This window comes from Aquitalea pelogenes (genome assembly GCF_001515305.1).
In the GTDB taxonomy this organism is placed as follows: domain Bacteria; phylum Pseudomonadota; class Gammaproteobacteria; order Burkholderiales; family Chromobacteriaceae; genus Aquitalea; species Aquitalea pelogenes.
Map to the genome: position 1 here is coordinate 74,008 of NZ_LNQV01000014.1, position 25,234 is coordinate 99,241.

The window sequence follows — 25,234 nt, forward strand, 5'->3', positions numbered from 1 at the left end:
CCATCCGCGCCAAGGCGCACCGATGCAGACTGTGCGGCTAGCGAGGCTATGTCCGCCGGTCTTACAGCCCCAGCCCCCAGCGCCACACCCCGTACACCACAAAGCTGATCACAATCGCCAGCAGGGTCTTGCCGCTTTTCCATGCGACCAGTGCCGCCACGATGATGCCGGGCAAATAAGCATTGTGCAGGCTGATGTCCACCGTGCCGGCCGGTGCCAGCGCCATCGGCACCACCAGCGCCGACAATACGGCGGCCGGCACATAATGCAGCGCACGGTTCAGCCAGTCGGGAAATGCCAGTCGCTGGCCGAACACCAGAAAACTGGCACGAATCAATACAGTCAGCAGCATCATGCCGCCAATGGCAAGCCAGTGATTCATGCTGTCTGCTCCTTGCCCTTGTGCCACTGCTCCAGCAGCAGGCCGGTGGCCACGCCCACCACGGCTGCCAGCATCAGGTCCAGCTTGTAGGGCAGGCCGCGTGCCAGCATGGCCACGGCACTGGCGGCCAGTGCCGCACCCAGTGCCGGGCGGCGTTTGAGCTGCGGTGCCACGATGGCGGCAAAGGTGGCCCCCATGGCAAAGTCCAGCCCCAGATTTGCCAGGCCGGGCAAGGACTGCCCCAGGCTCACCCCCACCATGGTCCAGAACAACCAGTTGCCATACATGGCGAGAGACGACGCCAGCCAGTACCACTGGCCGCCATCCGTGCCCTTGGTGCGAAAGCGGTGCTCCACCACGGCAAAGGTTTCATCGGTCAGCCAGAATGCCAGCGGCCAGCGCCAGCGCAGCGGCCAGTCGCGGGCGTAAGGCAGCAAGGTGGCGCTGTACAGCGCATGGCGCAGGTTTACGACAAAGGTGGTGAGCCACAACACCGGCAAGGCAGTGCCGGCACCGATCAGGCTGACGCCGATGAACTGGGAAGAACCGGCAAACACCAGCACCGACATGCCAAGCGCAGTGGCCGGGGACAAGCCGGCCGCAATGGCTAGCGTGCCGAAGATCACCCCGAACGGGGCTGCCCCCACCAGCATGGGCACGGTATCACGCGCACCCTCCAGCAGCAGCGTGCGACGCTTGAGGGCATGCGTCATGATGCCTCCCGCGGGCCTGGCCATACCGCACGCAGGCTGTCGCCATGCAGGCTCATGCTGGCCCCTTCTGTGGCACGCACCGGCAAGTGGCGGTGATCGAAATCATCCAGGCAATGAATGTTCACGCCGTAGTGATCCGGCATCGCCCGCTTGCGATGGAATGTGTAGATACCGCAGTGCTGGCAAAAGAAATGGCGGGCAATGCCGGTATTCCAGCGGTACTCGCTCAGTGCATCGCTATCGCACAGGATCTCCAGCTGGCTTTCATGCACCCGTGTCATCAGCGCATTCTTTTTCACGCACAGCGAACAATCACAGGTAGTCAGCTCTTCGGGTTCGGCATGCAGGTGAAAGCGCACTGCGCCGCAATGACAGGAACCGGTATAAGACATGGGCAGGGATTCATGATTGGGAACAGTCCTACCCTACCATGCCAATTGCTTGCCAGCTTGAACGATCTTGCGCTCAGCGCCGGAGGCTGCGCTGGTAGGCCGCCGGGGTGATGCCCAGCGCCTGACGGAAAATACGGGTGAGGTGTGGCTGGTCGGCAAAGCCCAGTGCCTGCGCCGCAGCCGCCGGACTATGACCGCCAGCCAGCATTTGCCTGGCACGTACCACGCGCAACTGATTGCGCCAGGCTACCGGCGGTAAACCCAGATGCCGGGAGAACTGCCGGTTGAGCTGCCAGGGCGACAGGCCCACGGCCGCTGCCAGCGTGGCCAGCGACAGATTGTCCGCCACACAGTCGGCCAGCATCTGCCGGGCCCGCTCCACAGCTTGTGGCCAGGGACGCTGCGGACGCTCGGTAATCTGCATATGGCGTAATACCACCTGACTGAACACGGCATACAGCGCTGATTCGCGCTGCAAGGTGTCCCGGCTGTCACGCAGCAGGGCATGTAGCTGGTTCAGCTGCGCAGCCAGCTGCGGGTCCAGCACCACGGTGTCGCGAAAATAGGGCGTAGCCGCCGGCTGGCCGCTGATTTCGGCCGCCAGCTGGCAGATCAGGCTGGCTGACGGATAAAAGCCGCGATAGGCCCAGCCTTGCTGGTGCGCACACTCGCCGGTGTGGACTTCGCCGGGGTTCATCAACACCAGCGCACCCACCCCGGCAATATGATTACCCCCGCGGTGGCGGTAAGCCTGTGCCCCGGCCAGCAGGGCATTCACCACATATTCTTCGTGAAAATGCGGTGCAAATACCTGTTCGCGGTAAAAGGCATCCAGGCATTCCAGCGGCGCGATGTCATCGGCGCGGAAGAAACGTGAAAATTCGTGCTCGGATTGGGGCATGGCAGCGGGCGGGACAAACAATGTCCCTTGCATTCTGGCATAGCCCCGGACAGAAAACTTGAACGATCTTGCTCAGGAGCCGGCCATGAAGGTACGGATGCCGGAACCGACAAACTGCACGCCAACGCAGATCAGCAAGAAGCCCATCAGCCGGGTGGTGACTTCGCGGCCACCGCGCCCCAGCCGGGCGGAAATCATGGCCGAGGAGCGCAGCACCAGCCACATGCCCAGGCTGGTGGCGGCAATGGCGACAAAGGTCATGCCGAAGGCCAGTGTCTTGGCCGTCCAGCCCGACAATTCGGCGATTTCGGTGGAAATGCCGATCACCACCGCAATGGTCCCCGGCCCGCTGATGCCGGGCATGGCCAGTGGGAAAAAGGCATAGTCTTCCCGCTCGCCGGTTTTGGGTGCCATGCCCGGGTCCTGCGACAAGAACAGCATGCGGTAACCCAGCACCGCCACCACCAGCCCGCCGGCAATGCGCAGCGCGCCATAGGAAATGCCGAAGGCCGCCATGATGAGGTTACCGGCCAGCAGGCTGACCAGCATGATGGCTGCGGCAAACAGGCAGGCACGACGCGCCTGGTTGGCCCGCCCGGCCTCGCTCATGTCCTGGGTCAGGGAAATGAACAGCGGAATCTTGGACAGCGGATTGGTAATGGTGATCAGGCTGAGCAGACCACCAAACAGGAATTTCAACGACAGGGTTTCCAGCATGATGCCAATACCATTAAATATAAGCCGACGATTATAATCATCTGCCCGGCAAATGATAGCCCGGCGTCGTGTCTGTGCCTGTGCCGTGTCGCATCCTCTTTGCACCCGCCTGCGGCACTTTGTCGCAGCCTGTGCGGTCTGAACTGTGCTAATTTGCCCGCAACCCAACTCAGGAGAAGCTCATGTCCCTTTCCCGTCTGTTCGCCTTGCTGGCCGGCCTCATGCTGGCGGCAACCGTTTCTGCCCACGGTTTCAAACTGGGTGCACTGGAACTGGGTCATCCCTGGAGCCGGGCCATGCCGGAAGCCAGCCCCACCGGCGCGGCCTACCTGAGCATCAAGAACACCGGCAAACAGGCCGATACGCTGGTTTCTGCCAGCACACCACGGGCGGACAAAGCCGAGCTGCATGTGCACATCAACGACAATGGCGTAATGCGCATGCGTGAAGTCAGCGGCGGTGTTGCTGTTGCCGCCGGCAGCGAGGTGAAATTTGCCCCCGGTGGCTATCACATCATGCTGATGGGCCTGAAGCAGCCGCTCAAGGCCGGCGACCATTTCCCGCTGACGCTGAAGTTTGCCAAGGCAGGCAGCATCACGGTGGAAGTCCAGGTTGAAAAGGATGCGCCGATGGAGATGGAACACAGCAGCCACTAAGGCCTTGGCCAGTGAAATTCACTGCCGGAGTAGCGAATTTCACTGGCCAAATCAGCCACTTGCCCGCGAAAGCGGGCATTTTTCTGCCCAACGTTGCGCCAATGTGACATCGTGCAATGCAGCATCCGCTACTTGTTAGAGTATTCGCTTTACCGTTGCACCAAGCTTGGGCAAACTGGCGTCCGGAAATTGAGTTGAACAACGCTCTGTACTGCTCAGTCCGCCGGTTACCCTACACAGTAGTAAGCGCCAAGTCTGCACCAAGGAAGAGTCAACACGATGGAGGAGCGGACCTTGCTCAGCGAGGCCCGTCAAATAAATAGATCGACTCAGGGAACCGGCGGATTTTTCCTCATTCTGCGTTATGCTATCGGGCATTGTTCCATTGCCAGCCTGCCATGACCGCCACCACGCACTCCCCCTCTGCATTGCCCCGTATCAGCATCGAATACTGCACCGGTTGCCGCTGGATGCTGCGCGCCGCCTGGATGGCGCAGGAACTGCTCACTACCTTTGAAAAGGAACTGGCCGAAGTGGCGCTGCGCCCCGGCAGTGGTGGCGTATTCCGTGTCTGTGTGGATGGCGAGCAAATCTGGGACCGCAAGCAGGACGGCGGCTTTCCCGACATCAAGCAACTGAAGCAGCTGGTGCGCGACCGGGTGGCACCGGACAAGTCACTGGGCCACAGCGAGCGCGCTGCCGACTGATAGCCGCTGCATGACCGGCCAACGCAAGATCATCCACGTCGATTGCGACTGCTTTTATGCCGCCATCGAAATGCGCGACAACCCGGCGCTGCGTGATATCCCGCTGGCGGTGGGCGGGCAGCCGGACAGCCGCGGGGTGATTGCCACCTGCAACTACATCGCCCGTCGCTTTGGCGTGCACAGCGCCATGTCTTCGGCACGCGCGCTACGCCTGTGCCCGCAATTGCTGATCCTGCCACCGGACATGGCCCGCTACCGCGCGGCCAGCCAGCAGATCATGGCCATCTATGAACGCTACACCCCGCTGATCGAACCGCTGTCGCTGGATGAGGCCTATCTGGATGTCAGTACCCAGCCGCACGAGCAAGGCAGCGCCACCCTGATGGCCGCAGCCATCCGCCGTCAGATTCAGGCCGAAGTCGGCATTACCGCCTCTGCCGGCATTGCCCCCAACAAGTTTCTGGCCAAGATTGCCAGTGACTGGAACAAACCAGACGGGCAGTTCGTGATCCGCCCGCAGGATGTCGACGCCTTTGTGTTGCAACTGCCGGTAGAGAAGATTCATGGCGTGGGCAGGGTGACGGCGGCGCATCTGAAAAAGCTGGGCATTCACCGCTGCAGCGAGCTGCGCCAATGGGAAATGAGCGACCTGATGCGGCATTTCGGACGCTTTGGCGAGCGGCTATACGAGCTGGCACGCGGGCGTGACGAGCGGCCGGTCAGTACCGACCGCAGCCGCAAATCCATCAGCGTGGAAGAAACCTATGCGCAGGACCTGCCGGACCTCGCCGCCTGCCTGGACAAGCTGCCAGAGCTGATGGCCAAGTTGCAGGGCCGCATTCAACGGGCCGGCAATCCGCCGTTCAAGGGTTTGAGTGTGAAGCTGAAGTTTGCCGATTTCAGCCAGACCACCGCCGAGCATGTCGGCCAGCAGCTGAGCAGCGCCGCTTACACCGACTTGCTGGGCGTGGCATTTGCCCGCGGCAACAAGCCGGTCCGGCTGGTGGGGGTGGGGGTCAGGCTGGCCGACGAGGCCGACCAGCCACAGCAATTACCGCTGTTTGAGGAAATGTAGACAGCCTTCAGCCTACTGCTTGCTGGCTTCCAGATAGGCTGCGCGGGCGGCGGCGCTGTCCTGCCACATGCGGGCCACGCTGGCACGCTTGCCCAGCAAGGCCAGGTATTCTTCAATGCCCGGAATGATGGTGGTGAGGTCCTCGCCATACACTTCGCGGGTAGACCAGGCCACCAGCGGCAATACACAGGCGGCGGAAATATCGGCGAAGCTGAAATACTCGCCTGCCAGCCACGGGCCATATTGCACCAGGCGCGACACGGCCAAGAGGCTGCGCTCGATGGCGGCCTTGGCCGTCGCCTTGCCGGCTTCATCCAGCGCAGCACCAAACAGCAGGTGGCGGTACAAGGGTGCGGTGGCCGGCATCAGGTACAAGTCCAGCATGGTCATCAGCTCGCGCGCACTGGCCCGGCCATTCGGCGTCGGCGGCAGCAAGGCGGCGGTCGGATAAGCATCTTCCAGCCATTCCAGAATCACTGTCGATTCCGACAAGGCATGGCCGTTGATATCGACATAGGGAATCTTGCCCATCGGGCTTTGTTCCAGCATGGCCGGTTCCTGCGAGGGACGGGTCGGCACTTCCTGGAAGTTGACGCCCTTTTCCAGCAAGGCAATCTTTACCTTGTTGTAGTAGGCAGACAGCTGCACGCCGTAGAGCTTGATCATGCGGATTTCCTTGCGGGCCTGGCCCTGAAGTGAACATGGATGCTTTGCCTTGCAACGCACGCGGCACAAGGCAAAACAGGCGCTGACCGGCCTCATGGCCGGGCAACGCCTGCATTATGCCAGTTTTCGGCCGGACAGCCAGCCGGGCCGGATTTAACGGGCCAGCGTCTGTGCCTTTTGCTGCAAACGGCTGCGAATCAGCGGAATCAGCTGCTGCGCCGCTTTTTCGCCTTCCAGAATGGCCTGATGGCGTGCTTCGAAATCGGCCGAGCCGATATTCAGCACATTGGGCCGCACCACCACATCCGCCTGTTTCAGTTCGGCGGCCAGCGTGGGGCCGCTCATGATGTTGAAGCTCTGATCCAGCATGGAGAACAGGCCGTGGCCTTGCCCGGCTTGGGCTTGGCGGAAATATCCACCGCAATGACAAAATCGGCACCCATCTCGCGCGCGGCCGATACCGGCACCGGGCTGACCAGGCCACCATCGACATAGCGTTTGCCGCCAATCACCACCGGCAGGAAGACATTGGGAATGCTGGCCGAAGCCCGCACGGCCTGACCGGTGTTACCCATGCGGAATACCACTTTCTGGCCGGAGTCCAGTTCGGTGGCGACAATGCCCAGTTTGCGCGGCAGTTTTTCGATGGGCCGGTTGCCCAGTTGGGTGTTGATGTAGTTTTCCAGCTTCTCACCCTTGAGGAAGCCTTTGGTGGACAGCGTCCAGTCGGTCAGTTCGGACTCGTCCAGCTGCATGGCCTTGGCTTGCAGCTGCATGCCGTTCAGGCCGGAAGCATACAGGCTGCCCACCACGCTGCCGGCACTGGTGCCGGTGATGATGTCCGGCACGATGCCGTTGGCTTCCAGCACCTTGATGACGCCAATATGGGCAAAGCCCTTGGCGGCACCACCACCCAGAGCCAGCGCAACACGCGGCTTGACCGGGGTTTTGGGAATGCTGATTTCGGTTGGAGCTTGGGTAATGGTACAGGCGGCCAGCAGGACCAGCAGGCTGGCCGGCATCAGGCGGCGAAGAAGCGTCATGATAGCGGGTACGGGTAGTGACGGGGTTGAATGCGTAATGGGCTCATTCGATTATTGCAGCGCAACATGGTTCCCGGCAACGCTCAGAAATCTGCCTGCCGGTGCAGGAAGTGGCTTCCCTGACCGGCCTGGCCTGGCCTGGCAACCAAGCATCCTTAACAGCTAGACCTTGCCCGGCCAGCTGCCCGGTTTGACGAATTCGATCACCTGACGGCCATCCGGCAGGGTATTGCCTTTTTTCTTCAGCGTGCTTTTCCAGGCATGGCCATACACCACTTCATAAGTGGCAGGCAGCTTGCCATCGCGGCGGCGGGTTTCATAAGCCGCTTCCACCCGTTGCCAGGCCTGCTTGCCCATCAGGCCGCGGCTGCGGTCACGCGTGGCATTGTGCGCGCCGATGGCCTTGAGGTCGTGCATCACGTCGCGCACCTTGTCGTAGGTCAGCACGATCTTGTCCATGTCCATCACCGGCTCGGCAAAGCCTACCCGCATCAGTGCATCGCCCAGGTCGTGCATGTCGATGAACTGGTTGACGTGGGTAGCCTGGTCCACGCCGCCAAAGGCCTCGCGCAACTCGAACAGGGTATCGGGGCCGAGGGTGGAAAACATCAGCATGCCATCCGGCTTGAGCACGCGCTCGAATTCGCTGAACACGCTGTCCGGAATGTTCACCCATTGAATGGTGAGGTTGGACCAGATCATGTCCACGCTGTTATCGGCCAAGGGCAGTCTTTCCACATCGGCACACACTTGCCAGGGCTGGCTGCGCTTGAACAGCTTTTTCAGCAAGCCGTCACCGGCGCGCTGACGCTCGCGCGAGGCACACAGCATGGCGTGGGCCAGGTCCAGCTCGACAATCTGGGTATCCGGGTATTGGGCGCGCAGCTGTGCGGCACCATAGCCGGTGCCGGTGCCGGCATCCAGAATCACTTGCGGCTGGTGCTTGATGTAGGACAGGCGCTCGGCCATGCGGTCGGACACTTCGCGCTGCAACACGGCGGCGGCGTCATAACTGGCGGCCGCGCGCTCGAACGAGGCACGGATTCGGTCTTTGTCGGTATAAAACGCTTCGCTCATGCAGAGGCTTCCAGATGCGGGGCCAGCTTGGCGACAAATTCGTCCTGGTGGGACAAAAATGGCGCATGCGAAGCCTGGGTGAATTCATGCAGGGTGGCATCGGCCAGCGCGGCTTGCAGCCAGCGGCCTGCGCCTATCGGGGTAATGGCATCCCGCACGCCGTAAAACAGCGCCACCGGACAGCGGATCTGCCCGGCCAGTGCACGGGCGTCGGCGTCCAGCAGCAATTGCAGCGCAGGCAACAAGCCTTGCGGACGGCCATGGGCAAACAATTGCTCACGCACGGCTTTGACCGTGTCGCGTGCCGCCGGGGCTCCCATCATCTGCAAGGCCAGAAAGCGCTCCAGCGTTTGCTCGAATGCGCCATCCAGGCTGGCACCCACCGCTTCGATGGCGGCACGTTGCTGGGCATGCGGCCAGGAGTCGTCGCGCACGAAGCGCGGGCTGTGGCCACCAGCGCCAGGCTCTTTACCTTGTCCGGGTGACGGGCTGCCCAGTGCTGGGCAATCAGCCCGCCCAGCGACCAGCCGACAACTTGTACCGGGAAGGGGAATTGGGCATCGACCAGATCGGCTACTTCATCGGCATCAAAACGTGCCAGGGGGGCGGATGCACCATGGCCGGGCAGGTCGACCAGATGGACGCAGTAATGGTCCGCCAGCTGGCTGGCGACGCGGTCGAACACCCCGCCATGCAGGCCCCAGCCATGCAGCATGACCACATCCGGGCCACGGCCACGGCTTTCAACAAACAGATTCATGGGCAGTTAAATGGGGGAACAGGGCCTGTTTCGCAAGCCCTGCCGGTAAAAGAAAAGCCACTGCCGGGCAAAACTCAGGCAGCACGGCGGAATTCCTGCACAAAGCGCGCCAGCCGTTCCCAGTCGATGGCTTCTGCCGGGCTGGGGGTGGCAAAGTAATAGCCCTGCAATTTGGCACAGCCCATTTCCTGCAGGCGGGCCAGCTGGGCGGCGGTTTCCACACCCTCGGCCACCACATCCAGCCCCAGCGCCTGGGCCAGCGCCAGAATGGCACGCACGATGGCGACGGATTCTTCCTTGCGGTCCAGATCAAACACAAAGCTCTGGTCGATCTTGAGGACATCAAAGCGGTAGCGATGCAGGTAGGACAGCGCAGAATAACCGGTGCCAAAGTCATCCAGTGCCAGCTTGACCCCCAGCTGATGCAGCGCGTGCATCACCGTGGCGGCAATTTCCGGCACGTCGATCAGCGCACTTTCGGTAATTTCCAGATGCAGGATGGCTGCGGGCAACTGATAGCCCTCGATGATGCTGCGCACCCAGCTCACCAGTTCCGGGTCGTGGAAATTGGCCGACGACAGATTGAGGTGCAGTGCAATGTCGCTACCCACCAGGCCGGCATCCAGCCATTGGCGCAACTGGCGGCAGGCGGCATTGATCATGTAGCGGTCCACCCGGGTGATCAGCCCGCTTTCTTCGGCAACCGGCAGGAACAATGCCGGTGAAATCAGGCCGCGTTGCGGGTGCCGCCAGCGGACCAGCGACTCAAACCCCACCAGCTCGCCACTGCGCGCGTCGATGAAAGGCTGGAAGAAGGGTTGCAACTGGTCTTCCGCATCCAGCGCGCGGCGCAGCTCGCTTTCCAGCGCCAGCTGGTCAGCCTGGTTGATGCGCAGCTGGTGATTGAACACGGTATATCCTTGCCGCCCCTGCTGCTTGGTGCAGTACATGGCATGGTCGGCATCGCGCAGCAGTTCTTCGGCCTTGTGGTAGTGGTCGCGGTCTGCCAGCACCACCCCGACGCTGGCGGTGGAGAACACTTCGCGGCCTGCCAGAATCACCGGCCGTTCGAACTCGCTGACGATGCGCCGCGCAATCATCTCGCAGCCATCCAGCGTTTCGGTGCCAAACAGCAGGATGGCAAATTCGTCGCCACCCAGCCGGGCGAGGAAGTCATAGTGCCGCAGGCAGGAGCGGATACGGGCACCGGCTTCAAACAAGAGATGGTCGCCAGCCAGGTGGCCCAGGGTATCGTTCACCAGCTTGAAGCGGTCCAGGTCGATGAAAATGACGCTGAAGCGGGCACCGTTGCCGGACAGATAACTGTCCCACGCCCGGCGCAGCGTCTTGGCAAAGTAGTTGCGGTTGGGCAGCTTGGTCAGCGGGTCGTGCAGACTGTCGAACTCCAGCTGGGCGTTCACCGCATCCAGTTCGCTGGTGCGCTCGCGCACGCGCTCTTCCAGCTCGGCATAGGCATTTTGCAGATCGTGCATGGCGCGGACACGGGCCAGTGCGGTGCCGATATTGTTGGCAACGAACTCCAGCACTTCCTGATCGCGATAGCTGTAAATCACGTCGTTCTGGTAGCTGTGTACCGACAACACCCCCAGCAGCTCGTGCCCGCAATACAGTGGTACGCCCAGCCAGCTGCACATGGGAGGGGCCGTGCTTTCTTCCGTCGGGTTCAGCTGTGCAGGGGTACGGTCCAGCAATAATGGCCGGCCACTATGCAATACCTGCTCTACCAGTCCCCTGCCGGGACGGCGGGTCTGGCTGACCTGCTGGAAGTCATCGGCACAATAGGGAAAGCTCAGCATGTCGCTGTTCATGTCGTACAGGGCAACCTGGCAGTTTCGCCCGGCCACCAGTTCCATCAGCAAGCGATGCACGCCCGCCAGGAAGGCTTCCAGCGACAGGCTGGTATTGGACAGGTCGGCAATGCGGAACAGCACGTCCTGAAAACGCTCGGCACGTTGCCGGTCGGAAATCTCCGAACGCAAACGCGCATTCACGCCTTCAAGTTCGCAAGTACGCAACCAGACCTGGCGCTCCAGCTGGCTGCGATACAGCATGCGGTCCAGCGCATAGGCAATATGCCGGGTGACAAACAGGAACAAGGCCTGTTCGGCCGAGGTGCAAGGCGCCTGGTTGGCATAGAACTGCAATACGGCCGCACCGATCACCGCATTGCTGACATTGGTCAGCGGCACCCCCATCCACAACTCGGGCAGCGGACCTTCCAGTACCAGCTGTTCTTGCTGGCAGACTTCCAGCAGGCGTTGCCGGGTCAATACCAGCGGTTTGCCCATGCGCATCAGCCAGGCTGTCAGCGAACGGGTGGTCTGTTCCTTGCTGAAGACGGCTTCGGGTGAGGGCGGGGCCGGGTCTTGCTGATCGGCATAAAAGGGGTAGTACAGCTGGCCGCCTTGCTCGTCAAACAGCGCAATGTAGAAATTGCTGGCGTCCATCAGCCGCATCAAGAGCCGGTGCAGCTTGGGCAGCATTTCATCCAGCGTATTGCACTCGCCCGGTAGCTGGCTGATTTCCAGCAGGGTTTCATTCATCACCCGGGACTGGGACTGGGCAGAATTCAGGCTGGCACTGTGCAAGTGCCCTACCAGCAAGGCAAGCACCGCATCGGCGTTATCGGCAATCTTGCCGCGCCACACCAGCCAGCCCAGGGTAGTGCCATGCAGGTCCAGCGGCAGGGCAGCGCCGTCCGGTCCGGGCAAGCGCCCTGCCGACAAGGCCTGGGCACTGGGCAGGCTGTCTGCCGCACCGAGTGTTGCCAGACATTGCCAACTGGAGCCCACCAGTGCCCATAGCGCAGCAGCCGTTGTTTCGCCCTGCCGCTGGATCAGTTCCAGCGCAGTGCGGGCAGCCTCTTGCTGCGTGGACAGGTAATCCGCCGTACTCTTCATGTCGTTATCGTAGTATGAGTTAGCCGGGAAATCCGGTCATGCTACGAACAGACACAGTCATCCCCTATGACTGTATTGCTGACACCACGCTGTCCAGCAAGCCCTCCAGCTGGTCCGGCGTATGGGCTGCGGACAAGGTCAGACGCAAACGGGCTGTTCCCTCGGGAACAGTGGGGGGGCGTATCGCCGGCACCCAGTACCCACGCTCTTTCAATTGTGCAGCCAGCAACATTGCCTGCTCGTTCCTGCCTATGATAATCGGCTGTATCGGCGTACGGGATGACATCAGCTGAAAATTTACATCAGCCAACCTTTCCCTCACCCTGCTGATGTGTTGCTGCAGGCGTTCCCTGCGCCAGGGTTCACTGGCAATCAGCTGCAAGCTGGCCAGTACGGCTGCTGCCAGTGCCGGTGGTTGCGCGGTGGTATAGATGTAGGTGCGGGCACTGTTCACCAGCCATTGCACCAGCTGGGCAGTACCGGCGACAAAGGCACCAGCCACACCGGCAGCCTTGCCCAGTGTCGCCATGTAAACCAGCCGCTCACCACTGATACCCTGTTCCACCGCCGAGCCATGTCCATTGCCAAGCACACCAAAACCGTGCGCATCGTCGATATAAAGCCAGGCATCGTATTTATCGGCCAGTTGCAGCAGTTTCTTTAACGGTGCTTCGTCACCATCCATGCTGTACACCGCATCCACTGCAATCAGCCGGGTCCGGGCCGGCGTGCTGGCCAGCAGTTCTTCCAGATGCTGCAAATCGTTATGGCGGAAACGGCGGAAGCTGGCGCGCGACAACAAGCAGGCATCGTTCAGGGAAGCATGATTGAGCTTGTCGGCAAAAACGGCGTCTCCCCGGCTGACCAGACTGGTAATCACCGCCTGATTGGCCGCATAGCCCGAGCTGAACAACAGCGCGGCCTCGCTACCGCAAAACTCGGCCAGGGCCTGTTCGGCCTGTTCGTGAATGGCAAAATGTCCGGCCACCAGATGCGAAGCACCACCCCCGACTCCCCATTGCTGCAATGCCGCCCGCGTAGCTTCGATCAAGGCCGGGTGATTGGCCAGGCCCAGATAGTCGTTGCTGGCAAATGCGATGTAGTTTTTACCATCGATCACCACCTGGCTGGACTGCGGTGTTTCCAGCAAATGACGCTGTCGCAAACGGTGCTGTTGCTGCAATTGCAGCAAGGCAGTGGAGAGGTCTTGGGCGCGCATGGCTCTTTCAGAAAAAAAACGTCAAAATCGGCCGGATTTTCACAAAAGTATGCCTTATATATACATTGCAAAAATCCGACCGATCCGGGCAGTCAAAATCAGGCTGATTTACAGCGGCGACAGGTCCAGTTTTTCCATCAGTACCCGATCGGCATCCACCTCCGGATTCCCGGTGGTCAACAGCTTGTCACCATAGAAAATCGAGTTGGCACCCGCCAGGAAGCACAGGGCTTGCATGGCCTCCGGCATCTCGCGCCGACCGGCAGAAAGACGCACATAACTTCTGGGCATGGTGATGCGGGTAACCGCAATGGTACGCACGAATTCGGTCCAGTCCAGCGGGTCTGCTCCTTCCAGCGGCGTGCCACCCACTTTCACCAGATTATTGATCGGCACCGACTCCGGCTGCGGCTCCAGATTGGCCAGTTGGGCAATCAGCCCGGCACGGTCCGCTCGGGTTTCATTCATGCCGACAATACCGCCACAGCACACCGACAGACCGGCACCGCGCACCTTGCCCAGGGTGTCCAGCCGGTCTTCATACTCACGGGTATGGATGATGTCACCATACTTTTCCGGTGCGGTATCCAGATTATGGTTGTAGTAATCCAGACCGGCCTGTTTCAGCTTTTCTGCCTGGCCATCCTTCAGCAAGCCAAAGGTGGCACAGGTCTCCAGTCCCAGCGACTTCACTTCGCTGACCATGCGCAGGGTCTGTTCCAGATCGGCATCCTTCGGGCCACGCCAGGCGGCCCCCATGCAGAAGCGACCGGCACCGTTGGCCTTGGCGGTACGCGCAGCCTCAATCACCTCGTCCACCGTCATCATCGGCTGGTTTTCCACCGGCGTATCGTGATGTACCGATTGCGGGCAATAGCCGCAATCTTCCGGACAGCCGCCGGTCTTGATGGAAATCAGCGTCGACAGCTGCACCTTGGTCGGGTCAAAAAACTGGCGATGAATCTCCGCCGCACGGAAAACCAGCTCCATGAAGGGCAGTGCCAGCAGTGCTTCGATTTCTGCCACCGACCAGACATTGCTTTCTGGATGCGGTGTTGCCGGACGGGAAAACTGAATGGTTTGCGTGGTCATGATGCGCTTTCATTGCAACAAAAATGCCAATTGTATTTATTGCCAAATTACAACTGAACAAATGGATAATTTAAGAAAAAAACGGCATGGCTGAGAGTGTCTGGCCGCAGTCTTGCAGAGGGCTTCCCATGCTGTCAAATATCAAAAGAAAATTTATTGACAATTGCTCAATATTTAATCAGCACTGTCTGTTGTGTAATCGTCGAAACTGCCCGGACGGGCTGTGTAACGGCTGCAAAGCCAGCTTGCCGGCCCTGCCATCCATGCACTGCCCCATTTGCGCAGAACCAGCATTGACGGGGGATATTTGCGGCTTTTGCCTGCGACGGCCACCTGCATTCGACGCCATACACACTCCATACCTGTTTGGCTACCCCCTGAATGCAATTATTTATGCAGTGAAGTATGGAAAACGGCTGGAAATGACCGGTGCACTGGCCGCGCTGATGGCCGAATTTGCCCGAAAACAGGCTGTTTCAAGCGACCTGGTCATTCCTGTTCCCTTGTCAAAAGAACGACTTGCAGAGCGCGGCTTCAACCAGAGCATTCCACTGGCCCAGGCAATCGCTGCTACAATGCAAAGCCGTTTTTCCACCACACTGTGTTGGCGAAAACGCAACACTGTGCCGCAAGCCTCTCTTGGCCGTGCCGAAAGAAGCCGAAATGTCCGTCATGCATTTGGCGTAAAACAACGCATTGACGGGCTTTCCGTCGCCATTGTCGACGATGTGGCCACTAGTGGAGCGACCCTGTCTGCCCTGGCTGAAATACTCAAAAAACAGGGGGCAAAACGGGTCGATGCGTGGGTGCTCTGCAGGGCATCTTTCCCAAAAACTTGACCAAGATTTTGATTCTTTGGAACAATCCAGCCAGCCAACGATGTTCACCGTTGTTCTTTTTCAGCCGGAAATCCCGCCCAATACGGGCAATGTGATTCGTTTATGTGCCAACACCGGCTGTGAACTGCATCTGGTCAAACCCATGGGTTTTCCCATGGAGGATGCCAAGTTGCGACGAGCGGGCCTCGACTACCACGAATACGCCCGTGTCGTTGTCCATGAAAACTGGGCTGCCTGCCAGCAGGCCCTGCAAGGACGGCGGATTTTCGCTGCAACAACCAAGGGCGCTACGCGCCACGACCAGATTTCTTTCCAACCTGGGGACGTTTTGCTGTTCGGTCCCGAATCCCGCGGCTTGCCGCCAGAAGTGCTGGAGGAATTTCCCTCCACACAGAGGATTCGTTTGCCCATGCGTCCCGAATCGAGAAGCCTGAACCTTTCCAACGCCGTTGCAATCACGGTGTTTGAAGCGTGGCGGCAGCTGGATTTCGCAGGAGGAAGCTGACAGTTCACAGGCCGGCCAACACTAACGGGCCAGCAAGAAATGTTGATGCCTGAAGTGAAACGGATGGCATGCCGGACCTGAGCCAGTCATGGCACAGGACACAGGCAGCCGTCCACTGTCGCGAAGGCAGGGGAGAACACCCGCAAGGGCAGTATCCGCCGACGTTTTTTGATGTGCCCAACAGCATAAGGGAGGTCTATGCAATCAGTACTCCGATGGCTGTGGCTTGTTTTTGTCAGTCTCGTACTTGTGGCTTGCTCCACCGTGAAGACGGCCAGCGCCACCAACCAGTCGGCAAAGCCGACCAATAAGCCCACCGTAGCCAACAACAAGGGCGGCGCCTATTTTCAGAAAGACGGCCCCGCCGACCATATCCCGGTCAACCTGAATCTGGTACCGGATGCAGTACCCCAGACGGAACCGCTGATCAAGTCAGCCAACCAGCCTTACACCGCGATGGGCATGAGCTTCCGTCCGGACACCAGTGAAAAACCGTTCAAGGCCACCGGCGTGGCCTCCTGGTACGGCAAGCAGTTTCAAGGCAGAAAAACCACCTCGGGTGAGCGCTACGACATGTTTGCCATGACTGCAGCGCACCCGACCCTGCCGATTCCCAGCTACGTGCGGGTAACCAATGCGGCCAACGGCAAGTCGGTAATTGTCCGCATCAACGATCGCGGCCCTTTCCACCGCAACCGTGCGATGGATCTGTCCTATGCGGCGGCCTACAAGCTGGGCTTCGTCAAGCAAGGCAGTGCCAAGGTCAGCATCGAGCGGGTATGGCCCGTAGCCGGTGGCGAGGCTGTGGCCAGCAATGGCCCGGATATCCGCAGCGAGGACAACCCGAAGTATTTGCAGCTCGGTTCTTTCAACAAGCTGGCCAATGCCGAAGCACTGTTGAAGAAAATGCTGGATGAAGTGGACGACCGCTACGACGGCAAGCTCGGCATCATCAACCAGCAGGGCAACTACAAGGTACGCCTTGGACCCTTCACTTCCGATGCGGCAGTACGCAGTGCTGCTGAAAGCCTGAAGGTGACCAATGTGGTGATGAACAACTGACAAGGCAAACCATCCGGATGCCATGGCAGTGGACACAAAAAAGCGAGAGCAAATGCTCTCGCTTTTTTCATGTCTGTTGCATCAGACGGCAGGCAATAAAAAACCCGGCGCACATTGCGCCGGGGTAAAGGCCTTAATTGTCAGCGTAAGGCTCCCGCTCAGGGAGGCAAGCGGGAGGTGCCGGAGCACCTGCACGGTTAGTAGCTCTCCCGCCGACAAAGTTCCGTCATTCGCTATCTGGCAGCGAATCCTGTTCTTTCAGTACAGCATCAAACCAGGCTTCCACCACTTCTTCCACCTGCTCCACGCCGGTTTTCTTCAGACTGGAAAACAACTGGATTGACACCGCGGGGTAATCTGCCAGCTCGCGCCTGACCATGGTCAAGGTCTTTTGCTGGTCGCTGCGCGATAATTTGTCGGATTTGGACAGCAGGATATGCACCGGACGACCGGTATCGCGGAAGAAAGCCAGCATCTTGCGGTCCAGTTCCAGCAGCGGACGGCGCGAATCCATGATCAGGATCAGCCCGACCAGGCTGTCACGGGTTTGCAGGTAACGGCCCAGCAGCTGTACCCAGTGGGCACGCACCGCCTCTGGCACTTCGGCATAACCGTAACCGGGCAAGTCCACCATGAAGCGTTCCTGGCCCAGGTCAAAGAAGTTGATATGCTGGGTACGGCCGGGTGTCTTGGAGACATACGCCAGCCGGGTCCGGTTGGCCAGCGTATTGATGGCGCTGGACTTGCCGGCATTGGACCGACCCACGAAGGCGACCTCGGCCCGGGTGGGCGGCAGGTCCTTCAAATGGTTGACGGTGGTATAAAAAGTGGCGCTTTTAAAAATCGACATAGTAGTAAGGTTGATTTCAGTTGGTATAGAATAACAGGTTTGAAATTGCCACTTTTACAGATATTTAAGAATTCCTCACAAGGAGCGATCATGAAACGGATGATGCTGTTGGCTGTAGCTGCGGCAACCCTGGCTGGAAGTGCATGGGCAGAAGGCATTGCCAAGGGAGACCCGGTAAAGGGCAAGCAGATCGTTGACACGGTATGTGCCGCCTGTCACGGTGCTGATGGCAACAGCGTAGCGTCGGCAAACCCGACCTTGGCCGGCCAGCATGAGGTGTATATCTACAACCAGCTGCAAGCCTTCAAGAAGGGTGAGCGCAAGAATCCGATCATGCTGGGCATGGCCTCTGCACTGTCCGATGCTGACATGCGCAATGTCGCTTCCTACTTCAGCCAGCAAAAGCCCAAGGCCCGTGAAGCGGCCAACAAGGAGCTGATGCCGCTGGGTGCCAAGATCTACCGTGTTGGCAACCCGACCAGCCACCTGCCGGCCTGTATGGCCTGCCACGGCCCGGCCGGCAAGGGTATCCCGGACCAGTTCCCGCGTGTTGGCAGCCAGCATGCTGCCTACGTAGCCAAGCAACTGGCTGACTTCAAGGCTGGCACCGATCGCAAGAACGTCACCATGACCGATGTTGCTTCCCGCATGACTGATGCCGAAATGAAGGCTGTGGCCGAATACATTTCGGGTCTGCGCTAATCGCAACTTTTGCGGATAGCCTTGTTCAAAAGGGAAGCCTTAACCGGCTTCCCTTTTTGTGTTCGGCACCAAGATGACAAAAAACTCCCGCCACACCGCTGTATACAAGCTGTACGAACTGTTCAGTTCCATGCGCTTTGCCATTGGTCTGCTGACCATTCTGGCCATTGCCTCGATCATCGGTACCGTACTGAAGCAGAACGAGCCCTACCCCAACTATGCCTTTGAATTCGGCCAGTACTGGTTTGCCGTGTTCGAACAGCTGGGGCTGTACGATGTTTACCATTCCGGCTGGTTCCTGACCATCCTGGCCTTTCTGGTGCTGTCCACCACCTTGTGCATCGTGCGCAACGGCCCGGGCTTCATCAAGGACATGAAGGCCTATCGCGAGAAAGCCTCGGACAACTCACTGGCAGCCATGAAGCACAGTGTCGTGTTCGATGCCACGGCAGCAGACCCGGACACCCTGCGCGCCTACCTGCGCGGCCAGGGCTGGCGCTGGCGTGAACACCAGCGTGCAGACGGCAGCCTGGTGCTGGCGGCCAAAAAGGGTGCAGCCAGCAAGCTGGGCTACTTTTTTGCCCATATTGCACTGGTCGTCATCTGCATTGGCGGGCTGATGGATGGCAACCTGCCGCTGAAACTGGCGGAAATGGTGGGCAGCGTGGTGCCGGAAACCCGTGATATTCCGCAAAGCCAGATTCCGCCCCAAAGCCGGCTGTCCACTTCCAACCTGTCCTTCCGCGGCAATGTCACCGTGGCAGAGGGCAAAAGCGCCGATGTGGTGTTCCTGAACTCCGGCAACGGCTATCTGGTGCAGGACCTGCCCTTTACTGTGACGCTGAAAAAGTTCTATGTCGATTACTACAGCAACGGCATGCCCAAGCTGTTTGCCAGCGACATTGCCGTCACCGACAAGGCCACCGGCAAGGTGACCGAAGCCCAGGTGAAGGTGAACCATCCGCTGATCGTGGATGGTGTGGCCATCTACCAGGCCAGCTTTGGCGACGGTGGCTCGCCGCTGACCTTCAAGGCATGGAATCTGGACCAGCCGCAAATGCAGCCGGTAGCCATCAATGGTGTGTCGATGGCCGCCCAGCCGCTGCGCGCCAATGGCAAGGATTACAACCTGGAGTTTGGCGATCTGCGCGTGTTCAACATCGAGAACATGGGCAACAAGAATACCGATGCCAGTGGCAAGAGCCTGAGCGAGCGCATGCAGGATGCCCGCGAAGTAAAGCACGAGAAGCAACTGAAGAACATCGGCCCGTCCGTCACCTTCAAGCTGCGTGACAAACAGGGCCAGGCGATGGAATTCCATCATTACATGGCCCCCATCCAGCAAGATGGCGTCAGCTATCTGGTGGCCGGTGTGCGCAGCAAGGTGTCGGAACCCTTCCAGTACCTGCGCCTGCCGCTGGATGATCAACTGTCGCTGGACAGCTTCATGCGCCTGCGCACCGCCTTCATGAACCCGGCCCTGTACGACGAAATTGCCAAGCGCACTACGGCCAAGGCCATGCAGGGTTCGGCCATCAGCCCGGCCATGCAGCAACAGTTTGCCAATAGCGTGAAATGGATTCTCGGACGCTTTGCCCAGGGTGGTTTTGTGGCGCTGGAGCAGTTCCTGGACGAGAAAGTCCCGCAGGACAAACGCCAGGCCGTGGCACAAACCTATGTGAAGATCCTGCAAGGCGCGGTGGTGGACGTGATGGATGTGGCCGATGCCAAGGCCGGCCTCAAGCCGGTGGCCATGGATGGCAAGCGCTACCGCTTCCTGCTGGACAGCCTGGTGGGCATCAGTGCGCTGCACGATTACAACGCCCCGGTGTTCCTGCAACTGCAAGGCTTTAACCAGGTTCAGGCCTCCGGCCTGCAACTGACCCGCTCGCCCGGCAAGAACCTGGTGTATCTTGGCTCGCTGATGCTGGTGATCGGCATCGTGCTGATGTTCTATATCCGGGAAGTCCGGCTGTGGATCTGCTGCATGCCCGGCAGCGTGCGGCTGGCCATGAGCTCCAACCGTCACAACCGTGACCTGGATGCAGATTTCCGCCGTCATGGCGAAGCAATTCAACAGTTAGTACGAGGTAAGTGATGGAACTTGCACAATCCTTTGTCGCACAGCCGCTGTACAAGCGGCTGAAACTGGCTGACTGGCTGTATGCCGTGCTGCTTGTGGTCGCCGCAGTGCAGGCCTGGCGTCTGTACAACCCCTATATGGATGGTTACGAGCAAGCCATTCTGGCGGGCTCCGCCGTCGGGCTGGTGGCGCTGGGCTGGTTCTGGAAGTCGTGGCGCTGGTTTTTCCCCTTGTCGGCCACAGTGGCGCTGCTGGGCATCAGCCTGTACCACGGCGAGCTGGCACGCGGTCAGAGCGCGTTCTGGCTGAAGTTCCTGCTGTCCAGCCAGTCCGCCATCATGTGGATGTGCACCCTGTTCTTCCTGGCCACCCTGGTGTACTGGGCGGGCCTGCTCACCCGCTCGGCCATGCTGTCGCGCATGGGCAGCGGTCTGACCTGGGCTGCGGCCGTCATGGGTGCCGCCGGCCTGTTCGTGCGCTGGTACGAGAGCTACCTGATTGGCAGCGATGTCGGCCATATCCCGGTATCCAACCTGTACGAAGTCTTCATCCTGTTCACCCTGATCACCGCGCTGATGTACCTGTACTACGAAGCCCGCTTCGCCACCCGCCAGGCCGGTGCCTTCGTACTGCTGGTGATCAGTGCCGCCGTCGGCTTCATCCTGTGGTACAGCTTCGACCGTCAGGCGCATGAAATCCAGCCGCTGATCCCGGCCTTGCAGTCGTGGTGGATGAAGATTCATGTTCCTGCAAACTTTGTCGGCTATGGTGCGTTTGCCATGTCGGCCATGCTGGGTGTGGCCGAGCTGCTGGTGCTCAAGGGCGTGCTGAAAGACCGGCTGCCCAGCGCGGAAGTGCTGGACGAAATGATGTACAAAGCCATTTCCATCGGTTTCCTGTTTTTCACCATTGCCACCATTCTGGGTGCCATGTGGGCGGCTGATGCCTGGGGTGGCTACTGGAGCTGGGACCCGAAGGAAACCTGGGCGCTGATCGTGTGGCTAAACTACGCCGCCTGGCTGCATATCCGGCTGGTGAAGGGCTGGCGCGGCAAGCCGCTGGCCTGGTGGGCGGTCATCGGCCTCTTGGTCACCACCTTTGCCTTCCTCGGGGTGAACATGTATCTGACCGGCCTGCACTCTTACGGCGGCCTGTAACCCTCCTCCAGCCCCGGCCTGCAGCACTGCCGGGGCTTTGCTTTGCCTGCACCACGGACAAGAAGGCCGTGGTTTGTTATTGTGTTGACTGTTTCTTTTCAAGGACCCTGTTTTTACATCATGGATTTATCGTGGCTGTCTGACCCTTATGCCCTGCTCGGCCTCCTCACCCTGATCGTGCTGGAGGTGGTGCTCGGCGTCGACAACCTGATTTTCGTGGCCATCCTGGCCGAAAAGCTCCCACCTCATCAGCGCGACCGCGCCCGTGTGCTTGGCCTGTCACTGGCGCTGATCATGCGTCTGTTCATGCTGGCGGGCATCAGCTGGCTGGTAAAACTCACCGCGCCCCTGTTTTCCGTGCTGGGACAGAGCTTTTCCGGCCGCGACCTGATCATGCTGGGCGGTGGCCTGTTCCTGCTGTTCAAGGCCACCATGGAGCTGCACGAGCGGCTGGAAGGGGTGGAGCACAGTGAGGGCAATGGCCAGAAGGCCTATGCCGCCTTTGCCACCGTGGTGGTGCAGATTCTGGTGCTGGATGCCGTGTTCTCCATCGACTCGGTGGTCACCGCCATCGGTATGGCCGAGCACCTGAGCATCATGATGCTGGCCGTGGTGATTGCCATGAGCATGATGATCATGGCCAGCAAGCCGCTCACCCGCTTCGTCAACGCCCACCCCACCGTAGTGATGCTGTGTCTGGGCTTCTTGCTGATGATCGGCTTCAGCCTGATTGCCGACGGCTTCGGTTTCCATATTCCCAAGGGCTATCTGTACGCCGCCATTGGTTTCTCGGTGCTGATCGAGGTGTTCAACCAGATTGCCAACGTCAACCGTCAGCGTTTTCTCAATAGCCGTAACAGTTTCCGCTCCCGTACCGCCGACACCGTACTGCGCCTGCTGGGCAATGCGCCGCTGCAACACGGTGGCCATCACGAGCAGGAACACGAGGAAGGCCCGCACGAGGACGCGGAAGAAGCCTTTGCCCACAATGAGCGGGCGATGATCCACAGTGTGCTGACCCTGGCCGAACGACCGATCCGGGTGATTGCCACCCCGCGTTCCGACATTCACCGTCTGGACATCAGCCAGGATGCCGAGCAGCAACGCAAGGTGCTGCGTGACAGCCCCTACTCCCGCCTGCTGGTAGTGGGTGCCGGCCGCATCGACGAGCCGCTGGGCATCGTGGCACGCAAGGACTTGCTGGCCCAGTTGCTGGACGGCCAGACGCTGGACGTGATGGCCGCACTGCGCCAGCCGCTGGTATTGCCGGAAGGCATGACGGTACTGAAAGCGATGGAGGCCTTCCGTCAGCAAGCTGCCGACATGGCTTTTGTGGTAAACGAATTTGGCAGTCTGGAAGGCATCGTCACCCAGAAGGACCTGATGGAAGCCATTGCCGGGGACTTCCCGGAAGAACACGAACGCCATGAACAACCGGCGCTGGTACAGGGCGAAGATGGCAGTCTGGATGTGGAAGGCAGCACCGAACTGGTGACGCTGGAACAGTACATCGAGCTGGGTAACTACGAGGAAGAGGACTTCCACACCGTGGCCGGCCTGTTGATGCACCGGCTGGAGCGCATTCCGCGCCAGGGCGACAGCATTCGCGAAGCAGGTTGGGAAATCGTGGTGACCGAGCAAAAGGGCAACCGTACAGAGCGGGTGAGCATCCGCCCGCTGCCCAAGCTGGACGATGAGCAAGGCTGACCCCACCAGCCCCTCCGGCCAGTGGCATCTGTACGTGCTGGAGTGCCGTGACGGCGCGCTGTACACCGGCATCAGCAATGACGTGGCGCGGCGCTATGCCGCGCATCTGGCCGGCAAAGGCGCGCGTTATACCCGGCTCAACCCGCCACAGCGCATTGCGCTGGTTTATCCCTTTGCCGACAAATCGCAGGCGCTGAAGGCCGAATATGCCTTCAAGCGCCTGTCAGCCGCCGCCAAGCGCCAGCTGGTGGCAAGCGGCGATCTGCGCGACTGGCTGGCGGAACGTACCACCCCGCCAGAGCCCGCTCAGTAAACAAAGCGTTCGCGCAAATCTTCCAGGTTCAGCTCGTGCAGAATGGCTTCCTGCCGTTCACGTGCACTCTGTTTGCCCTTGCCGGCTTTCTTGGCAATGATCAGCTCGTTCTTCATCGAATGTTCCCAGCCCACCAGCTCGGTCACCGTCAGCTGGTAACCGCGTGCTTCCAGTTGCAGGCAACGCAACACATTGGTCAGCTGGCTGCCGAACTCGCGGGTATGGATGGGATGACGCCACAGTTCGGATAGCGGCGTCTTGCCAAAGGTCTCGTTCTTCTTCTGACGCAGCACAGCGGCCACTTCGGCCTGGCAGCACGGCACCAGCACGATGTATTTGGCGTCCTTGGCCAGCGCAAAGCGGATGGCGTCGTCGGTGGCGGTGTTGCAGGCATGCAGCGCAGTGATGATGTCCACCTGGGCCGGCAACTGCTCGGAGGTGATGGACTGCTCCACCGTCAGGTTGAGAAAACCCATGCGGTCGAAGCCCAGCCGCGCGGCCAGCTCTTCCGAGCGTCTGACCAGCTCGGGCCGGGTTTCGATGCCGAACACCCGGCCGGCCTCTTTGTCCTTGAGAAAAAGGTCGTACAGGATGAAGCCCAGGTAGGACTTGCCCGCGCCGTGGTCGGCCAGACTGACGTCCCCCTTGCTTTGCAGCACGTCCTGCATCAAGGGCTCGATGAACTGGTAGAGGTGATACACCTGCTTGAGCTTGCGGCGGGTGTCCTGGTTGATCTTGCCGTCGCGGGTAAGGATATGCAGTTCTTTGAGCAACTCCAGCGACTGCTGCGGTTTGATTTCGGGAATCAGGCTCATCATGGCCTCCGGTAAAGCGGGAATGGCGCGATTTTACCAGTTTCAGCTGCCCCGCCCCGACAAGCTTGGCCGCAGCGGCCTGCCATGCCACAATTTGCCATCCCAATTGCACCGAGCACCGCCATGTCCCTGCAGTATCACCTGATTCCGGTTACCCCTTTTGCCCAGAACTGCAGCGTGCTGTGGTGCGATGTCACGCGCGAAGCCGCCATCGTCGATGCCGGTGGCGATATCGACCGCATCCGCGCCTGGGTCGCGCAACAAGGACTCACCGTCACCAAGCTGCTGCTGACTCACGGCCATATCGACCACGCCGGTGGTGCCGGTGAACTGGCCGCCCAACTGGGCGTGCAGATTGAAGGCCCGGAACAGAGCGAAAGCTTCTGGCTGGACCAGCTGCCCAATCAGGGCCGCATGTTCGGCTTTCCCTCCAGCCCGGCCCTCACCCCGGAACGCTGGCTGAACGAGGGCGATACGGTCAGCATCGGCCAGGAAACGCTGCAGGTGATCCACTGCCCCGGCCACACGCCCGGCCATGTGGTGTTCTACAGCGCCGCCGCCGGTGTGCTGGTGGCCGGTGACGTATTGTTCCAGGGTTCCATCGGCCGTACCGACTTCCCCATGGGTAATCACCAGCAACTGATCGATGCCATCCAGCAAAAGCTGTTCCTGTTGCCGGACGATACCGTGGTGATTCCCGGCCACGGCCCGCTCACCACCATTGGCGATGAAAAGCGCCACAATCCCTTCGTGGCGGACGCCCGCTTCCGCTGATGTCGCCCGCCTTCGAACTGGCGGTGCTGACGCTGGTGCGGCAGATACCGCCGGCCGGGTCAGCAGCTACGGCGTGCTGGCGGCGGCGGCTGGCTTTCCACGCCAC

General features: G+C 60.2%; 26 protein-coding genes and 1 pseudogene. 12 read left to right on the forward strand and 15 right to left on the reverse strand.

What is annotated here, in order from left to right; all coding sequences use genetic code 11:
• Positions 1–61 precede the first annotated feature (61 nt).
• The 5 genes from AWT75_RS08130 to AWT75_RS08150 form a co-directional block, all read right to left on the reverse strand.
• Positions 62–382 (reverse strand): AzlD domain-containing protein, encoded by a 321-nt coding sequence (locus tag AWT75_RS08130; RefSeq protein WP_045846504.1) that lies wholly within the window; start codon positions 380–382, stop codon positions 62–64.
• Positions 379–1,095: an AzlC family ABC transporter permease gene (locus AWT75_RS08135; protein ID WP_062788764.1), complete on the reverse strand. Its 717-nt coding sequence runs from the start codon at positions 1,093–1,095 to the stop codon at positions 379–381. The genes AWT75_RS08130 and AWT75_RS08135 overlap by 4 nt, the downstream gene beginning before the upstream one ends.
• Entirely contained in the window at positions 1,092–1,487 is a 396-nt protein-coding gene (locus tag AWT75_RS08140) for a GFA family protein (protein ID WP_062788766.1), read from the reverse strand. Before AWT75_RS08140 ends, AWT75_RS08135 begins: the two co-directional genes overlap by 4 nt.
• A gap of 73 nt (positions 1,488–1,560) precedes the next feature.
• Complete coding sequence (locus AWT75_RS08145; protein ID WP_045846507.1) at positions 1,561–2,388, reverse strand: AraC family transcriptional regulator; 828 nt, start codon at positions 2,386–2,388, stop codon at positions 1,561–1,563.
• 72 nt (positions 2,389–2,460) lie between these two features.
• Positions 2,461–3,105: a MarC family NAAT transporter gene (locus AWT75_RS08150; protein ID WP_045846508.1), complete on the reverse strand. Its 645-nt coding sequence runs from the start codon at positions 3,103–3,105 to the stop codon at positions 2,461–2,463.
• A gap of 182 nt (positions 3,106–3,287) precedes the next feature.
• On the opposite strand from AWT75_RS08150, the gene AWT75_RS08155 reads away from it, so the two are divergent.
• From AWT75_RS08155 to dinB, 3 genes are all read left to right on the forward strand, one after another.
• Positions 3,288–3,761, forward strand: a complete 474-nt coding sequence (locus AWT75_RS08155) for a copper chaperone PCu(A)C (protein WP_045846509.1) — start codon at positions 3,288–3,290, stop codon at positions 3,759–3,761.
• A gap of 398 nt (positions 3,762–4,159) precedes the next feature.
• Entirely contained in the window at positions 4,160–4,468 is a 309-nt protein-coding gene (locus AWT75_RS08160) for an Rdx family protein (protein ID WP_045846510.1), read from the forward strand.
• Positions 4,469–4,478: 10 nt separating this feature from the next.
• The gene (gene dinB / locus AWT75_RS08165) at positions 4,479–5,543 is read left to right on the forward strand and encodes a DNA polymerase IV (RefSeq protein ID WP_062788769.1); all 1,065 of its coding nucleotides are present in this window, start codon (positions 4,479–4,481) and stop codon (positions 5,541–5,543) included.
• A gap of 12 nt (positions 5,544–5,555) precedes the next feature.
• On the opposite strand, the gene AWT75_RS08170 is transcribed toward dinB, so the two are convergent.
• The 8 genes and pseudogenes from AWT75_RS08170 to bioB all read right to left on the reverse strand — a co-directional run bounded on the left by AWT75_RS08170 (position 5,556) and on the right by bioB (position 14,321).
• Entirely contained in the window at positions 5,556–6,209 is a 654-nt protein-coding gene (locus AWT75_RS08170; protein WP_062788772.1) for a glutathione S-transferase family protein, read from the reverse strand.
• A 153-nt stretch (positions 6,210–6,362) separates the two neighbouring features.
• Positions 6,363–7,252, reverse strand: a pseudogene (locus AWT75_RS08175) (patatin-like phospholipase family protein).
• 162 nt (positions 7,253–7,414) lie between these two features.
• Positions 7,415–8,329: a malonyl-ACP O-methyltransferase BioC gene (gene bioC, locus AWT75_RS08180; protein WP_062788774.1), complete on the reverse strand. Its 915-nt coding sequence runs from the start codon at positions 8,327–8,329 to the stop codon at positions 7,415–7,417.
• Positions 8,326–8,652 carry an alpha/beta fold hydrolase gene (locus AWT75_RS22750; protein ID WP_239689512.1) on the reverse strand — a complete coding sequence of 109 codons (327 nt, stop codon included), beginning with the start codon at positions 8,650–8,652 and terminating at the stop codon, positions 8,326–8,328. Before AWT75_RS22750 ends, bioC begins: the two co-directional genes overlap by 4 nt.
• Entirely contained in the window at positions 8,649–9,044 is a 396-nt protein-coding gene (locus AWT75_RS22755) for an alpha/beta fold hydrolase (RefSeq protein ID WP_239689513.1), read from the reverse strand. Before AWT75_RS22755 ends, AWT75_RS22750 begins: the two co-directional genes overlap by 4 nt.
• Before the next feature lie 119 nt (positions 9,045–9,163).
• Entirely contained in the window at positions 9,164–12,010 is a 2,847-nt protein-coding gene (locus AWT75_RS08190) for a putative bifunctional diguanylate cyclase/phosphodiesterase (RefSeq protein WP_062788777.1), read from the reverse strand.
• A 64-nt stretch (positions 12,011–12,074) separates the two neighbouring features.
• On the reverse strand, positions 12,075–13,229 hold the full coding sequence (gene bioF, locus AWT75_RS08195; RefSeq protein ID WP_062788779.1) for an 8-amino-7-oxononanoate synthase: 1,155 nt from the start codon (positions 13,227–13,229) through the stop codon (positions 12,075–12,077).
• Between the two features lie 108 nt (positions 13,230–13,337).
• Entirely contained in the window at positions 13,338–14,321 is a 984-nt protein-coding gene (gene bioB, locus AWT75_RS08200; RefSeq protein WP_045846519.1) for a biotin synthase BioB, read from the reverse strand.
• A gap of 128 nt (positions 14,322–14,449) precedes the next feature.
• Between bioB and AWT75_RS08205 the strand changes: the two genes are divergently transcribed.
• The 3 genes from AWT75_RS08205 (at position 14,450) to AWT75_RS08215 (ending at position 16,727) form a co-directional block, all read left to right on the forward strand.
• Positions 14,450–15,160 carry a ComF family protein gene (locus AWT75_RS08205; RefSeq protein ID WP_052693975.1) on the forward strand — a complete coding sequence of 237 codons (711 nt, stop codon included), beginning with the start codon at positions 14,450–14,452 and terminating at the stop codon, positions 15,158–15,160.
• Between the two features lie 40 nt (positions 15,161–15,200).
• Positions 15,201–15,665, forward strand: coding sequence for a tRNA (cytidine(34)-2'-O)-methyltransferase (locus AWT75_RS08210; RefSeq protein WP_045846520.1), 465 nt, complete (start codon positions 15,201–15,203; stop codon positions 15,663–15,665).
• Between the two features lie 264 nt (positions 15,666–15,929).
• Positions 15,930–16,727, forward strand: a complete 798-nt coding sequence (locus tag AWT75_RS08215) for a septal ring lytic transglycosylase RlpA family protein (protein WP_231588850.1) — start codon at positions 15,930–15,932, stop codon at positions 16,725–16,727.
• A 226-nt stretch (positions 16,728–16,953) separates the two neighbouring features.
• On the opposite strand, the gene yihA is transcribed toward AWT75_RS08215, so the two are convergent.
• Positions 16,954–17,577 carry a ribosome biogenesis GTP-binding protein YihA/YsxC gene (gene yihA, locus AWT75_RS08220; protein WP_062788782.1) on the reverse strand — a complete coding sequence of 208 codons (624 nt, stop codon included), beginning with the start codon at positions 17,575–17,577 and terminating at the stop codon, positions 16,954–16,956.
• Between the two features lie 90 nt (positions 17,578–17,667).
• On the opposite strand from yihA, the gene AWT75_RS08225 reads away from it, so the two are divergent.
• The 5 genes from AWT75_RS08225 (at position 17,668) to AWT75_RS08245 (ending at position 23,539) form a co-directional block, all read left to right on the forward strand.
• The gene (locus AWT75_RS08225) at positions 17,668–18,279 is read left to right on the forward strand and encodes a c-type cytochrome (RefSeq protein ID WP_045846523.1); all 612 of its coding nucleotides are present in this window, start codon (positions 17,668–17,670) and stop codon (positions 18,277–18,279) included.
• Between the two features lie 73 nt (positions 18,280–18,352).
• The gene (locus tag AWT75_RS08230; RefSeq protein WP_062788805.1) at positions 18,353–20,377 is read left to right on the forward strand and encodes a cytochrome c biogenesis protein ResB; all 2,025 of its coding nucleotides are present in this window, start codon (positions 18,353–18,355) and stop codon (positions 20,375–20,377) included.
• Complete coding sequence (gene ccsB, locus AWT75_RS08235; protein ID WP_045846524.1) at positions 20,377–21,519, forward strand: c-type cytochrome biogenesis protein CcsB; 1,143 nt, start codon at positions 20,377–20,379, stop codon at positions 21,517–21,519. The genes AWT75_RS08230 and ccsB overlap by 1 nt, the downstream gene beginning before the upstream one ends.
• Positions 21,520–21,639: 120 nt before the next feature.
• The gene (locus tag AWT75_RS08240; RefSeq protein ID WP_062788785.1) at positions 21,640–23,226 is read left to right on the forward strand and encodes a TerC family protein; all 1,587 of its coding nucleotides are present in this window, start codon (positions 21,640–21,642) and stop codon (positions 23,224–23,226) included.
• Positions 23,213–23,539, forward strand: a complete 327-nt coding sequence (locus AWT75_RS08245) for a GIY-YIG nuclease family protein (RefSeq protein WP_062788788.1) — start codon at positions 23,213–23,215, stop codon at positions 23,537–23,539. Before AWT75_RS08240 ends, AWT75_RS08245 begins: the two co-directional genes overlap by 14 nt.
• Here AWT75_RS08245 and AWT75_RS08250 read toward each other — a convergent pair.
• Positions 23,533–24,354, reverse strand: a complete 822-nt coding sequence (locus tag AWT75_RS08250) for a class I SAM-dependent methyltransferase (RefSeq protein ID WP_062788790.1) — start codon at positions 24,352–24,354, stop codon at positions 23,533–23,535. The two genes, AWT75_RS08245 and AWT75_RS08250, sit on opposite strands and share 7 nt — an antisense overlap.
• Positions 24,355–24,477: 123 nt before the next feature.
• On the opposite strand from AWT75_RS08250, the gene AWT75_RS08255 reads away from it, so the two are divergent.
• Positions 24,478–25,128: an MBL fold metallo-hydrolase gene (locus AWT75_RS08255; protein WP_062788807.1), complete on the forward strand. Its 651-nt coding sequence runs from the start codon at positions 24,478–24,480 to the stop codon at positions 25,126–25,128.
• The last annotated feature ends 106 nt before the right edge of the window (positions 25,129–25,234 follow it).

What these genes read in the sequence shown, in the direction of transcription:
- AWT75_RS08130 (WP_045846504.1), bottom strand. Translation starts at nt 382, where the DNA reads ATGAATCACTGGCTTGCCATTGGCGGCATGATGCTGCTGACTGTATTG.
- AWT75_RS08135 (WP_062788764.1), bottom strand. Translation starts at nt 1,095, where the DNA reads ATGACGCATGCCCTCAAGCGTCGCACGCTGCTGCTGGAGGGTGCGCGT.
- AWT75_RS08140 (WP_062788766.1), bottom strand. Translation starts at nt 1,487, where the DNA reads ATGTCTTATACCGGTTCCTGTCATTGCGGCGCAGTGCGCTTTCACCTG.
- AWT75_RS08145 (WP_045846507.1), bottom strand. Translation starts at nt 2,388, where the DNA reads ATGCCCCAATCCGAGCACGAATTTTCACGTTTCTTCCGCGCCGATGAC.
- AWT75_RS08150 (WP_045846508.1), bottom strand. Translation starts at nt 3,105, where the DNA reads ATGCTGGAAACCCTGTCGTTGAAATTCCTGTTTGGTGGTCTGCTCAGC.
- AWT75_RS08155 (WP_045846509.1), top strand. Translation starts at nt 3,288, where the DNA reads ATGTCCCTTTCCCGTCTGTTCGCCTTGCTGGCCGGCCTCATGCTGGCG.
- AWT75_RS08160 (WP_045846510.1), top strand. Translation starts at nt 4,160, where the DNA reads ATGACCGCCACCACGCACTCCCCCTCTGCATTGCCCCGTATCAGCATC.
- dinB (WP_062788769.1), top strand. Translation starts at nt 4,479, where the DNA reads ATGACCGGCCAACGCAAGATCATCCACGTCGATTGCGACTGCTTTTAT.
- AWT75_RS08170 (WP_062788772.1), bottom strand. Translation starts at nt 6,209, where the DNA reads ATGATCAAGCTCTACGGCGTGCAGCTGTCTGCCTACTACAACAAGGTA.
- bioC (WP_062788774.1), bottom strand. Translation starts at nt 8,329, where the DNA reads ATGAGCGAAGCGTTTTATACCGACAAAGACCGAATCCGTGCCTCGTTC.
- AWT75_RS22750 (WP_239689512.1), bottom strand. Translation starts at nt 8,652, where the DNA reads ATGATGGGAGCCCCGGCGGCACGCGACACGGTCAAAGCCGTGCGTGAG.
- AWT75_RS22755 (WP_239689513.1), bottom strand. Translation starts at nt 9,044, where the DNA reads ATGCTGCATGGCTGGGGCCTGCATGGCGGGGTGTTCGACCGCGTCGCC.
- AWT75_RS08190 (WP_062788777.1), bottom strand. Translation starts at nt 12,010, where the DNA reads ATGAAGAGTACGGCGGATTACCTGTCCACGCAGCAAGAGGCTGCCCGC.
- bioF (WP_062788779.1), bottom strand. Translation starts at nt 13,229, where the DNA reads ATGCGCGCCCAAGACCTCTCCACTGCCTTGCTGCAATTGCAGCAACAG.
- bioB (WP_045846519.1), bottom strand. Translation starts at nt 14,321, where the DNA reads ATGACCACGCAAACCATTCAGTTTTCCCGTCCGGCAACACCGCATCCA.
- AWT75_RS08205 (WP_052693975.1), top strand. Translation starts at nt 14,450, where the DNA reads ATGCTGTCAAATATCAAAAGAAAATTTATTGACAATTGCTCAATATTT.
- AWT75_RS08210 (WP_045846520.1), top strand. Translation starts at nt 15,201, where the DNA reads ATGTTCACCGTTGTTCTTTTTCAGCCGGAAATCCCGCCCAATACGGGC.
- yihA (WP_062788782.1), bottom strand. Translation starts at nt 17,577, where the DNA reads ATGTCGATTTTTAAAAGCGCCACTTTTTATACCACCGTCAACCATTTG.
- AWT75_RS08225 (WP_045846523.1), top strand. Translation starts at nt 17,668, where the DNA reads ATGAAACGGATGATGCTGTTGGCTGTAGCTGCGGCAACCCTGGCTGGA.
- AWT75_RS08230 (WP_062788805.1), top strand. Translation starts at nt 18,353, where the DNA reads ATGACAAAAAACTCCCGCCACACCGCTGTATACAAGCTGTACGAACTG.
- ccsB (WP_045846524.1), top strand. Translation starts at nt 20,377, where the DNA reads ATGGAACTTGCACAATCCTTTGTCGCACAGCCGCTGTACAAGCGGCTG.
- AWT75_RS08240 (WP_062788785.1), top strand. Translation starts at nt 21,640, where the DNA reads ATGGATTTATCGTGGCTGTCTGACCCTTATGCCCTGCTCGGCCTCCTC.
- AWT75_RS08245 (WP_062788788.1), top strand. Translation starts at nt 23,213, where the DNA reads ATGAGCAAGGCTGACCCCACCAGCCCCTCCGGCCAGTGGCATCTGTAC.
- AWT75_RS08250 (WP_062788790.1), bottom strand. Translation starts at nt 24,354, where the DNA reads ATGAGCCTGATTCCCGAAATCAAACCGCAGCAGTCGCTGGAGTTGCTC.
- AWT75_RS08255 (WP_062788807.1), top strand. Translation starts at nt 24,478, where the DNA reads ATGTCCCTGCAGTATCACCTGATTCCGGTTACCCCTTTTGCCCAGAAC.